Source organism: Streptococcus sp. Marseille-Q3604 (assembly GCF_916619785.1).
Classification (GTDB): domain Bacteria; phylum Bacillota; class Bacilli; order Lactobacillales; family Streptococcaceae; genus Streptococcus.
In genome coordinates this window covers 367,598-380,268 of the sequence record NZ_CAKAKM010000002.1, presented here as the reverse complement: position 1 = coordinate 380,268, position 12,671 = coordinate 367,598, and the positions used below count along the sequence as shown (strand labels likewise).

General features: G+C 40.4%; 9 protein-coding genes. 6 read left to right on the top strand and 3 right to left on the bottom strand.

Features of this window, described 5'->3' with window-relative positions:
* The 3 genes from dtd to ilvA all read left to right on the top strand — a co-directional run bounded on the left by dtd (position 1) and on the right by ilvA (position 5,587).
* Positions 1 to 444, top strand: coding sequence for a D-aminoacyl-tRNA deacylase (gene dtd / locus LG375_RS06140; protein ID WP_002886426.1), 444 nt, complete (start codon positions 1 to 3; stop codon positions 442 to 444).
* A 380-nt stretch (positions 445 to 824) separates the two neighbouring features.
* Positions 825 to 4,226 (top strand): glycoside hydrolase family 66 protein, encoded by a 3,402-nt coding sequence (locus LG375_RS06135; protein ID WP_198463524.1) that lies wholly within the window; start codon positions 825 to 827, stop codon positions 4,224 to 4,226.
* A gap of 110 nt (positions 4,227 to 4,336) precedes the next feature.
* Positions 4,337 to 5,587 carry a threonine ammonia-lyase IlvA gene (gene ilvA / locus LG375_RS06130; protein ID WP_045769201.1) on the top strand — a complete coding sequence of 417 codons (1,251 nt, stop codon included), beginning with the start codon at positions 4,337 to 4,339 and terminating at the stop codon, positions 5,585 to 5,587.
* 125 nt (positions 5,588 to 5,712) lie between these two features.
* Here ilvA and def read toward each other — a convergent pair whose 3' ends face one another.
* Positions 5,713 to 6,327 carry a peptide deformylase gene (gene def, locus LG375_RS06125; RefSeq protein ID WP_003095026.1) on the bottom strand — a complete coding sequence of 205 codons (615 nt, stop codon included), beginning with the start codon at positions 6,325 to 6,327 and terminating at the stop codon, positions 5,713 to 5,715.
* Positions 6,328 to 6,420: 93 nt separating this feature from the next.
* Positions 6,421 to 7,059 (bottom strand): Crp/Fnr family transcriptional regulator, encoded by a 639-nt coding sequence (locus LG375_RS06120; protein ID WP_198463523.1) that lies wholly within the window; start codon positions 7,057 to 7,059, stop codon positions 6,421 to 6,423.
* Positions 7,060 to 7,166: 107 nt separating this feature from the next.
* On the opposite strand from LG375_RS06120, the gene LG375_RS06115 reads away from it, so the two are divergent.
* Together LG375_RS06115 and rpsO are read left to right on the top strand one after the other, a co-directional pair.
* Positions 7,167 to 8,324, top strand: a complete 1,158-nt coding sequence (locus LG375_RS06115) for an MFS transporter (RefSeq protein ID WP_225745493.1) — start codon at positions 7,167 to 7,169, stop codon at positions 8,322 to 8,324.
* Between the two features lie 148 nt (positions 8,325 to 8,472).
* Entirely contained in the window at positions 8,473 to 8,742 is a 270-nt protein-coding gene (gene rpsO, locus LG375_RS06110) for a 30S ribosomal protein S15 (RefSeq protein ID WP_008535715.1), read from the top strand.
* 456 nt (positions 8,743 to 9,198) lie between these two features.
* Here rpsO and LG375_RS06105 read toward each other — a convergent pair whose 3' ends face one another.
* Positions 9,199 to 9,789, bottom strand: a complete 591-nt coding sequence (locus tag LG375_RS06105) for a VanZ family protein (RefSeq protein WP_198463521.1) — start codon at positions 9,787 to 9,789, stop codon at positions 9,199 to 9,201.
* A gap of 298 nt (positions 9,790 to 10,087) precedes the next feature.
* On the opposite strand from LG375_RS06105, the gene LG375_RS06100 reads away from it, so the two are divergent.
* Entirely contained in the window at positions 10,088 to 12,655 is a 2,568-nt protein-coding gene (locus LG375_RS06100) for an SEC10/PgrA surface exclusion domain-containing protein (RefSeq protein WP_225745492.1), read from the top strand.
* Positions 12,656 to 12,671 lie beyond the last annotated feature (16 nt).

Below are 12,671 nucleotides of genomic sequence, written 5' to 3'. Positions count from 1 at the left end.
ATGAAGATTGTAATTCAGCGTGTGCAAAGTGCCTCTGTGGTTATTGAGGATTGTACAGTTGGCGCTATTAAGCAGGGACTCTTACTCTTGGTTGGAGTTGGTCCCGAGGACACCAAAGAGGACCTAGAGTATGCAGTTCGTAAGATTGTCAATATGCGCATTTTTTCAGATGAAGATGGCAAGATGAATCTTTCTGTTAAGGATATTGGCGGCCAGATTTTGTCGATTTCTCAGTTTACGCTTTTTGCAGATACGAAAAAGGGGAATCGACCAGCATTTACGGGTGCTGCAAAGCCCGACATGGCTAGCCAGTTCTATGACGATTTCAACCAATCCTTGTCAACTCACGTTCCTGTAGAAAGAGGACGCTTTGGTGCAGATATGCAGGTTAGTCTGGTTAATGACGGACCTGTGACCATTATTTTAGATACTAAAAATCGATAAACAAACCATTTCTCGCCTTGTGTGAGAGGTGGTTTTTTAACTCTCATCGTATGGGCAATTTAGGTGCTCGATTTTCATTATTTGGGATTTATTTTTGTTATTTTAAGTAGGCTTAACCAAGTGAATGTTTAATGAAATTAGAAAATGTTGTTCTCAAATTTCTGAAAAAACCGACCATTCATGATGAAAAAATTACCGTTTACGAGGATTGCCGGAAATTCCCTTGTCTTACAAAAAAGATTAAGTTAACATTAGTTTCATAAGAAACACCAAGCGATTTTTATGAAACTAAAAAATAACTCGAGTTTACAGCATGCAAATACAAATAGTGATAATTTGAAACGCCGAGGTGATTTAAACTTTTTTAGAGGGATAGAGAGATGTCAAAGAAAGTAGCGTCAAATAAATTACTATCAGGTTTGTTTGTAGCCGGCGGTGTCCTAGGGATGAATCATGTCGCCAAGGCAGATAACATGGTCAGTTCAGAAGCAACAAAACCAGTCATTACGACTGAAGCAGATAACTTGGTGGTGGTACCAACGGAGACAGTTGCTCCAGTTGCGACAACAGAAGTAGGTCCATCATCTGCCGCTGTTGCGACAGATACTGCAACAACAGCAACAGCTTCTACAATATTTTCACAAGCTGTGTCAGCAGAGAGTGCTAGCTCAGAAATGCTTGTAGCCAGTGAAGCACTAGCTCCTGAGTCAGCTGCTGTGGAAACCATCACATCATCATCTGATAATGCTACTGAAGCAGGACGCCATTCAACTGCTCAAGTGACACCAGTTACAGAAGTGACAGAGCAAAACTTAAATGGTGATGCTTACTTGACAGATCCAGAAACAACAAAAGCTGCTTATAGCAAGACAGATGGTGATATTAACTATTCTGTTGTTGTGTCTAATCCAACTGCAGAAACTAAGACGATGACTGTCAACTTGACACTTCAACATGCTTCGGAGATCATCGGTCAAGATAACGTTGACCTTACGCTAGCGGCAGGAACCTCAGCTAAGGTTTCAAACTTGACAGTAGCGTCAGAGTGGTTGACAAACAATACAGGTTACTTGGTGACAATCAGTGTCAACGATAAATCAGGTAGTACTTTGTCAAGCAAGCGTGCTGGCTTGTCTGTTGAAGATGATTGGACAGTTTTCCCACGTTACGGTATCGTAGCAGGTTCGCCAACGGATCAAAACAGTATTCTTGTTAAAAATCTTGAAGCCTACCGTAAAGAGCTTGATCTCATGAAGTCTATGAATATCAACTCATATTTCTTCTATGATGCTTATAGTGAAGCTACAGATCCTTTCCCAGAAGGTGTTGATAGCTTTGTTCAAAAATGGAATACCTGGAGTCATACTCAGGTTGACACTAAGGCTGTTAAAGAATTGGTTGACCAAGTTCATAAGTCAGGTGCTGTTGCCATGCTTTATAACATGATTTCAGCAGATTCAAATCCAAAGAATCCAGCCCTTCCACTTGCTGCTTTGGCTTATAACTTCTACGATAGCTTTGGTAAGAAGGGTGAGCCGATGACTTACACTATCGGTGATAACCCAACTCAAGTTTACTATGATCCGGCTAATCCAGATTGGCAAAAATACATTGCGGGTGTCATGAAATCAGCTATGGATCGTATGGGCTTCGATGGTTGGCAAGGTGATACAATTGGTGACAACCGTGTGACTGATTATGAGCACCGTAACAGCTCAGACGAGGCTGACTCATACATGATGTCTGATTCATATGCGTCATTTATTAATGCTATGAAAGACCTCATTGGTGAAAAGTACTACATCACAATCAATGATGTCAATGGTGGTAATGATGATAAATTAGCCAAGGCACGTCAAGATGTTGTTTATAATGAGCTCTGGACAAACGGTGGTTCAGTTATTCCAGGACGTATGCAGGTTGCCTATGGCGATTTGAAAGCACGTATCGATATGGTACGCAATAAAACTGGTAAATCACTTATCGTTGGTGCCTACATGGAAGAACCAGGTATTGATTATACTGTTCCTGGTGGAAAAGCAACTAACGGTGCTGGTAAAGATGCCCTTGCTGGTAAGCCATTGCAAGCTGACGCGACTCTTCTCGTAGATGCGACAGTAGCTGCAGCCGGTGGCTATCACATGTCCATTGCAGCCCTTGCCAATGCTAATGCAGCCCTAAACGTCCTTCAAAGTGCCTATTACCCAACTCAATACCTCAGTGTGGCTAAGGACACTATTCGTAAGCTTTACAATTACCAACAGTTTATCACTGCTTATGAAAATCTTCTCCGTGGTGAGGGTGTGATTAACAGCACTCAGTCTGTGTCTACCAAGAATACTGCTGGTGAAATCCTTTCTAAGGATGCTCTAGGTGTGACAGGAGATCAAGTTTGGACATTTGCTAAATCAGGAAAAGGTTTCTCAACTGTTCAAATGATTAACATGATGGGCATCAATGCGGGCTGGCATAATGAAGAGGGTTATGCGGATAATAAAACACCGGACGCTCAAGAAAATCTCACAGTTCGTCTTAGTCTAGCAGGTAAAACAGCCCAAGAAGCAGCTAAAATTACTGATCAAGTCTATGTGACGTCACCAGATGATTGGGCAACTTCAAGCATGAAGAAGGCACAAGCAAGTCTTGAAACAGATGAAAATGGTCAACCAGTACTTGTCATTTCAGTTCCTAAACTAACGCTTTGGAACATGCTCTATATCAAGGAAGACACAACAGCAACACCGGTAGAACCAGTTATCTTGAAACTAGTTACTAACCAAGCTGGTAAGAAAGCAGACAATACCGTAACATCTGAAGCAAGCTCAGAAACAGCTAAATCCGAAAATACAACAGTAAACAAAGGTTCAGAGGCTCCAACTGATACGAAACCATCTGTTGAAGCTCCTAAACTAGATGAAATAACTAAACCAGCACCAACAGTTGACGAGTTAGTAAACTCAACAGCCTCATCAGAAGTAGCAGAAAGCACAACAGTGTCATCGAAGGTCTCAGAAACTGATATTATCTCAGAAGCATCAACTTCCGAGACTTCAGCATCTGAATCAGAGAATTCAATCAGCACAGTCGTTTCAGAATCAGAAGTAGTTAAAGAACCAGCTGTTTCATTGACAGAATCAGAAAGTCAAGTGAGCACTTCAGAAGTGACTTCGGCAATTTCAGAAACAGTGAGCACGTCTGAGGAAGTCATCCTTGATGGACTATCAGAAAACATCAATAGTTGGAATAGACTCTCTGCAGCTCCTCGCGTCTCAGAAAACTTACCAAGTACTTCTGAAACGATTACAGAAGCAGCGTCACTCTTTAGCAATTATGCAAGATATTCAGAAACAGCAAGCTCAGAATCTCACTCTATGGTAGCAGCTTCTTCAGCAGCTTCTATTGAAAAATTAGCAGTATCAATCTTGAAAGATACTGAGGGTGGCTTGTACGATGCAACTACAATCAGAAATATTGTTGAGATGATTGATAGCATTACAACAAATGTTAGCTATACTCGCAGTAGCCGTCAAGACCTTAACAATACAGCTTCGTCAGATAACACTTACAGTGGTAGTCAAGATCTTAACCTTGCAAGTAAGACAACGACGCAAGCAGGTGAAAAAGGAACAGCTGAAGATCTTAAGGCTACAATTGCTAAAACAGCAAAATCTCACAAGTGGGGAGAACATGCTGTAGCTATCCTTACAGCTATTGTCCTTGCAGGTGCGGCAACCCTTGCAGCTCTTCGTAACTTCTTGATGTCAAAAAAAGTTGATAAATAATAAGTAGAACTCTTTGTGTAAACAAGGAGTTTTCTTTATACTGGCTGCTATTTTTTCTGAAAATTGTGATACAATAGAAATAGTTTGAATATTGTGTCAAAGGAGAGCCAATGATTACTGCAAATGATATCGTAAAGGCTAATGAAGTCTTAAAAAACGTGGTGGAACGCACACCACTAGATTTTGATCGCTACTTATCTGAAAAATACGGGGCGACTATTTATATTAAAAAAGAAAATATGCAAAAGGTACGCTCTTTCAAATTGCGAGGAGCCTACTATGCTATTCATCAATTGAGTGATGAGGATAAGGCGCGTGGTGTGGTTTGTGCATCAGCCGGAAACCATGCTCAAGGGGTTGCCTACACTTGTAACGAGATGAGAATTCCGGCAACCATCTTTATGCCAGTAACAACGCCTCTCCAAAAAATTGGTCAAGTCCGTTTCTTTGGTGGCAAGTTTGTAACAATCAAATTGGTGGGAGATACCTTTGATGCCTCTGCTCAAGCAGCACAGGAATATACCAAGTCTGAAGGCATGACTTTCATTGATCCATTTGACGATTATAATGTCCAAGCGGGTCAAGGAACAGTTGCTTATGAAATTTATGAGCAGGCTCAAGAGGAGGGTGTTTCCTTCGATAGTATCTTGGTTCCAGTAGGTGGTGGAGGCCTTATCTCAGGTGTGGCTACTTATATCAAGGATGTGGCACCATCTATGGAAGTTATTGGTGTTGAGGCTAGTGGTGCTCGTAGTATGCGTGCTGCCTTTGACCGTGGTTATCCTGTAAAACTCGAAGAAATTGATAAGTTTGCGGATGGGATTGCTGTTCAAAAGGTAGGTGTCAAGACCTATGAAGTTGCACGTAAATATGTTGACCGTCTCTTGGGAGTTGATGAAGGCTTGATTTCAGAAACCCTAATTGATATGTACTCTAAGGTTGGTACCATTGCAGAACCCGCAGGTGCAGCATCAGTAGCAGCTTTGGAAGTGATTAAAGATGAGATTAAAGGAAAAACCATCGTCTGCATCATTTCAGGTGGTAACAATGATATTAACCGTATGCCAGAGATGGAAGAACGTGCGCTTATCTACGATGGCATCAAGCATTACTTTGTGGTTAACTTCCCACAACGTCCTGGTGCCCTTCGTGAATTTGTAAATGATATCTTGGGACCAAATGATGATATCACTCGTTTTGAGTACATCAAACGTGCTAATAAAGGAAAAGGTCCAGTTCTCATTGGTATCGCTCTTAGTGACAAGAACGATTATGATGGACTTCTCGAGCGTCTTTCAGCCTTTGACCCAAGTTATATCAACCTTCACGGTAACGAAACACTTTACAATATGCTTGTCTGAGGACAGGTTTACATAATGAAAAAAGAACTGACAAAGTCGGTTCTTTTCTACTTTAACTCAGCTATACGGAGGCACTAAGGCCTTATCTTCAACTTAAAACCTCAGTAGCAATACTGAGGCTTTCTTTATTCGATAATCAAGAGTCCATCTTTAATGGCGAATGGATTGTCTTTATTGATGCGGTCGTAGAACATGATACCGTTAGTATGGTCGATTTCATGTTGAACAACAATTGAGTTGTACCCACGGAGCTTAACACGTTGCTTTTCGCCCTCTTTGTTGTAGTATTCAACAGTTACTCGAGCATGACGAACCACATAACCAGGAACGTCGCGGTCGACTGAGAGGCATCCTTCTCCATCACCCAAAGCAGCATCCTGAACAGAATGGGCAACTACTTTAGGGTTGTACATGATTTCTTGAAGGCTATATGCTTCTTTTGGTGGATTACCTTCAGCGTCTTCAGGGTTTGGAACGAGAACCGCGATAATGCGTTTTGAAATATCCAATTGTGGGGCTGCAAGACCGACTCCCCCACGAAGCCCCATTTTTTCAGCAATAACAGGATCTTGTGAATTACGAAGAAACTGCATCATTTTTTCACCTAGGATAATGTCTTCGTCTGATAGTGGGAAGGTTACATCTTCAGCGACAGCACGCAAGGTTGGGTTTCCTTCGCGAATGATATCATTCATATCAATCATATGGCTGGCGCGGATAATTTTGGTTTGAGCGTCCATTTGTTTACCTCTATTTTCTTTGATTTACTTGTTTATAACTATAGCACAAAAGGGTTGAAAATTAAACCATCAAGGGTTAAAGTGAGGCTTTTTCTAATCGATAAAAGCCAGTTTTTCCAAGGTTTGTCGTTGCAAAATACGATAGGTCTTAAAAGCTTCTTTTTCAATAATTCCTTGATCGATAAATTGTTTGATGACTCGTTGCACATGGCGATAGCTAGTCCCAAAACTGGCAGCTAGGATAGATGGTGATAGTTGAAAAACACCTTCTTCCTCAATACTCAACATATGAGTAGCCAGACGCTCTTTGACAGAGTAGCTTGCATTTGTTGAGGCAGTAATACCCTGTTTATGCAGTGCCATGGCTAGGTTATGCCCAATTTGATAGAGAAAAACGGGATCTTTGAGGAGCTCTTCTTTATTATTTAAAGGGAGCTGAACTGCTTGAACCTCTTCTAAAGCAATGACTGATGACCCTGCTGGTTGATTGGTCATGAGTTCTACATCTCCAAATATTTGTGGTTGGTTAAGCATTTCTAGGATATGTTCTTTACCATTGAAGAGAGAACGCACAATTTTTACCTTTCCTGACAAAATGTAGGTTAGCTCTGTGATAGCTTTTCCTTGGGTACAAATATAATCATTCTTTTGAAAGGTGACTTTCTGTAATTGGTAGAGGTAGGGGGGTGGAAAGACCTGATCAAGTTGAGGTCTTATGGCATGATTACGCATACATCTCCTTTTTTAGGACCTAGGTCCTATTTTTTAAAGTCTCCTTAGATTATAATGAAAAAATAACTATCAGACAAGTAAGGAAAGGATGTTCTAATCCCTATATTATGACACGAATTTTAGAAAAAATGAGCCTACTTGGGCTATCCTTGCTCTTGATTTCGGCCTTTTCGATTTCAACAGCGCTACCACCTATGTTGGACTACTATAGCCCAACCTTTTCTGCCGCGCAAGTGGAGCTTTTAGTATCTGTCCCTTCATTTTCCGTAGTAGCGATGCTCTTACTTAATTCATTTATTGACAAAAGGTTAAGTGATAGACAGCTAATTGTGACTGGATTGCTTTTACTTAGTAGTGCTGGGATTTTTCCTTTTTTTGTACAAGCCTATCCTCTTGTCTTACTGTCACGTATTGCTTTTGGGATGGGGATTGGCCTTATCAATGCTAAGGCGATTGCCATCATCAGTCAACGTTTTCAAGGTAAAGAACGGGTTCAGATGTTAGGTATTCGTGGCTCCATGGAGTTGATTGGTGGAGCTTCGTGTTCTCTTTTGGTTGGTCAACTATTGAAAATCCATTGGACCTTTGCCTTTCTTATTTATGGTCTTGGTTTTGTGATTCTGACCATGTACCTCCTTTTTGTGCCAACGATGGATCAGGTGGAGAGGAAGCAGATTACAAAAAGTAAACAAGGTCTAAACAAAAAAGACCTTAGTATGATCCTTAGCATGGCCCTTTTAGCAGGATTTGTCATCTGTATTAATTCTTCGATTAGTTTGCGCGTGCCTCTATTTCAGGTTGCTGGTAAGACCATTGCGAGTGGGCAATCAGCTTTAGTACTTAGTTTAGAGCAGGGAATTGGAATTGTAGCTGGACTAAGTTTCGCTTCTCTTATAGGATATTTTAAGAATCATCTTTTGCATATAGTGATGTTTTTATTGGCGGTTTGTCTCTTTGGGATGTCAGTGGCTAGTAACTTACCGATTTTGATTTTATCCTCAGTTGGTGTTGGTTTCTTCTATAGTACTGTTTTGACAATTATCTTTAACCGACTTTCTGAGCGTATTGCTAGAAATCTGTTGAACAAAGCGACAGCCTATGTCCTCTTGGGGTGTAACCTAGGGTCTGCCCTCTCTCCTTATGTTTTGAAATTATTGGCACTTGTATCTCCAAGTTTTAGTTGGATTTTCCTAGCCTATGCTATAGTAAGTTTCCTACTTTTCCTTGGGTTTTTGATGAAATCAAGAATGACAAAAAAAGTCTAAGATGTAGAAATCTAAACAGCGAATCTTGTGATTGACAAAGATTAGTAGATAAGCTAAAATAGAGAGGTCGTAAAGACAAACCAACTCTTTCTTGGTTTTAGGAGAGCCAATCCTAAGACTCGGATGGAGCAAAAAAAGGAGAAAAAACATGGCAATCTCAAAAGAGAAAAAAAATGAAATCATTGCTCAATACGCACGTCACGAAGGTGACACTGGTTCAGTAGAGGTTCAAGTTGCTGTCCTTACTTGGGAAATCAACCACCTTAACGACCACATTAAACAACACAAAAAAGACCACGCTACTTACCGTGGTTTGATGAAAAAAATTGGTCACCGTCGTAACTTGTTGGCATACCTTCGCCGTACAGACGTTAACCGTTACCGTGAGTTGATCAGCTCACTTGGACTTCGTCGTTAATTCAAGATACAAGTGCTTAGGCCTTGTTCAATTGAATACACGAAAATAGAACTGCTCTATGATGGGTCAGTTTTTCTTTTTCACTAGGATTTTAGCCCGAGTTCAGAACAGCTCTCTAGATTTAGAGGGCTGTTATTTTTTTGGTTTATGTTCAATCCCCAAGATACAAAGGCCGTCAAAAGTACAAAGCAAAAATAGGAAAATTGACGAAGAAATTTTAGCTTCTAGGAGATTTTATCTTTTTTGCCAAGTGCTTAGGCCTTGTTCAATTGAATACACGAAAATGGAACTGCTCTATAATGGGTCAGTTTTTCTTTTTCACTAGGATTTTAGCTCGAGTTCAAAACAGCTCTCTAGATTCAGAGGGCAGTCTTGCGGTATTCATCTAAGAATTCCTTATGATGATTGATCTATAGAGCCAGTAAAAGACCTCCAGATTTAATTCTGGAGGCTTCTCTATCTTAAAATCTTTTTGATAACTGTTTGAAATTGAGGGAGTTGATGGATAGCGGTTCCGACAAGGATACCTAGCATATTTAAGGCGATATCTCCTAAATCAAAGACTCCCAAATGTCCAAAATACTGAATGGATTCGACGGTGAAAAGGGTCAGGAGACAAAGTAGGAGATTACTCAATCGTGAAGAAAAGAGGAGTCCCAGAGGAATGAACATTAATAGGTTCATGGTGGGAACGAAGTGGCTTCCCCAGTATAATTCCCGAGCGAAGGAAAGGGGATTAAGTGAGAGACCTTGGGTACCAATGTTTTTCAAGAAAAGTAGGTAGAAGAGAGCAAGAAAGTAAATGAAGTAGAGTAGGAGCAGTGTCTGTTTTTTCAGCTGTCTGGTAAGAAGGAGTTTCAAAAAAGCATAGACAAAGTAACTAAGTAGGACTATGATGACTAGGTTGAGTAAGACTTGGAAGTAGGAGCCATAATGGGCGATGTAATGAACGTACTGTTCGAGATGACCCCTATAAAACCAATAAGACAAGCACAGTGATAGGCTTCCTAGTAAGATATTACTCAATGTTTTTAATGTTTTTGCCACTTTGCTCCTCCATTTGCATATGATGAGTACACATTATATCAAAAAAACGTTTAAAGAAAGTTAAGAAACTGTAACGAAGTTTTGATAGAATGGAAAGATAAGGCAGAATCAAAGACTAAAAAAGGACTTTGAAACAGCAACTCTACTTTTGACTAACAATTTAATGGTTTTTGTAAACAGGCTATGAAAGCTTATAAAATAATTAAATTTAAAAAATTAGGAGTCAGCATCTTGTTTCAGGATTATTAAAATGTTATTATATAGTAGTGAATTTTTAACATAAAAAGGAGTTCGTCTTATGAATAAAAAGGTTTTGGCGACAGCTGGAATTGCAGCACTTGCAGTTTCTGCTACAGTTGCTAAAGCTGATGAGGTAACGACAAACGATCAAGCCTCAACAACAGCATCAGTATCATCGACAGCTACACAAGCTGTCCCAACTCAAGCCCAAGTTGAAGCGGCTAGAGAACAAGCCAGCGCTGCAAATCAAGCAGTATCGCAACAAGAGTCAGTAGTTGCTAATCATGAAGCAGTTGCCAACCAGGCTCAAGCAAATCTAGCGACAGCAGATGCTAACTTGCAAAAGGCACAAACAGCAGCCGATGAAGCAAGCCCAGAAACTATTGCTGCCGCTCAAGGTCAAGTAACTACTGCAGAAAATGCGGCTAAGGAAGCTAAGTCAGCAGTCGAAACAGCTCAATCAGCAGAAAAAACTGCCAAAGATGCAGCAGACAAACAGCAATCTGTCGTTAATACAGATCAAGCTAATGTCAATGCTAAAGCTAGTGAAGTTGCTAATGCTCAAAAATCAGTAGATGCTGCTAAAGCAGCTCTTAATGGTTCTAGCGCTTCTGAGGCAGCTTCTAACCAAGCTAAAGCACAATCAGTTTTTGACGCTGCAACAGTAGCTGAGAAAAAAGCTCAAGAAGAATTGGCAGCCGCTCAGGCAGCTGATAAAGAAAAAGCTACTGCTATTTCAGCTAAAGAAGGTCAATTGACTGTAGACCAAAATGCAGCAAACCAAGCTAAAGCAGCCTATGAGACTGCTCAAACAGTAGCTAATGAAAAGGCAGCTGCTCTTGCAGCCGCTGAAGCAGCTAAGAAAAAAGCAGAATCTTCAACAACTTCAACAGCTAATGTTCGTCAAAAATTCTCAGTATCACAAGAGTATGTTAATGCCCTTAAGATTCATGAGTCTAAAACAGCGACAGCAGCAGAAATAGCTCAAGCTGAACAAGTCTTGAAGAACGTCAATAAACGTGATCGTGGTAACAATAGTTATCAAGACAATGAAGCAGATAAAAATGTTAAAATTAGTGATTTGAATAATCTTAGTGAAGCTCAAATTACAGATTTGTCATTGTATGCTTCAAGTTTGATTAACCAAATTCGTACAGCCTTTGGTACAACTCAAACATCTGTTTCAAAAGGTAGTGTTCTTGCAGCTGATCGTGTTTCAGATGGTTATGTAGCAGATAACTGGGGTTGGGAAGCTATTACCCATAAACGACATGATAGTGCGGCCCTTGACCGTGCTGGTAAGTCATTTAATAGTGTAAGTATTGGTGAAAACCTTAATACATGGCAAGGGTTGACAGGACCATTTACACTTAACGACATTAAGAAATATGTCTACGAAGCTATGCTTGACTTCATGTTTAATGGTAAAGAGTGGAACCATGCTCGTTCTATTTCTGGACTTACAGCAGATGGTGGTGAGGCCTACATTGGTACAGACATCAGTGTTGTTGCCGGTGCCTTTAACGTTCATGTAAACAATGTCAATAAAAATTCTATCGCTTCTGATAGTAGCTTTGACACAACTAAGATTGCTAACCCATATGTAGGTAACTCATCTCAACCATCTCCAAATGCAAACCTAGCAGCTGCAAAAGCCGCTTATGAAGCTGCTAAACAAGCTAACGATCAAGCTCAAAGTGATTTGGCTAGCAAGAAATCTGCTTCTGAGTCAGCAACTCTTAAACTTAAGAATACTCAATCAGAACTTGCAGCTCTTAAAGCGACTGCAAGCAAGTTGGCAGCTGCTCAGAATAACCTTTCTGAAAAACAAGCAGCCCTTGCAACTGCTAAATCAGAATTGGAAAAAGCTAATGCTGCAGTTGAAAATCTTAATGCTAATGCACAAGAAAAAGCAGCAGCCCTTAGCAAAGCTCAAGCAACTCTTGATGAAAAACAAGCAGAGCTTCAAACAGCTAAAGATAAACTTGCGACAAGTTCTGCGACCTTGCAACGTTTGACAAATGCATACAACGCTGCTAAGCAAGATACTGCTAAGAAACAAGTAGCATTGACACAAGCTAACCAAGCTTTGGCTTCTGCTAAGAACCGTGTAGCAGCTCTTACAAATGCTTCAGCTAACCTAGCTAAGGCTAAGGCAGAACGTGCAACGGCCTTTGCTAAATTTACTGCGGCGAAAGGTGCTCTTTCAACTGAACGTGCGAAACTGGTTGAATTGTCTGCTAAACGTGATAAATTAACGAGCGAATACACGACTGTTCAAACAGCTTTCGATAACTATATGAAAGCTAAGGCAGACAAAGAGCTTCAAACACAATTGGCTAAAGAGTATGCTAACATCATCTCTAAAGGTCTTACACCAGTACCTGTTTACGATGTAGATGGTAAAGTTGTTGCTTTCACAACACAAGAAAAAGCAGCTCAAACGGTGGCTCAAATTCCTGTAAATTATGGTCAAGCAAAAGCAGAGAAACAAGCTCCTGTACAAGAAACAGACAGCTTGCCAGAAACAGGTGAGTCAACTGCAGTAGGATTCAGTCTTGTAGGTCTCTTTATGACACTATTGGCCTTCCTTGGTTTTGTTGACAGACGTACACGTCGTAACTAATCATAGACAAAAAAAC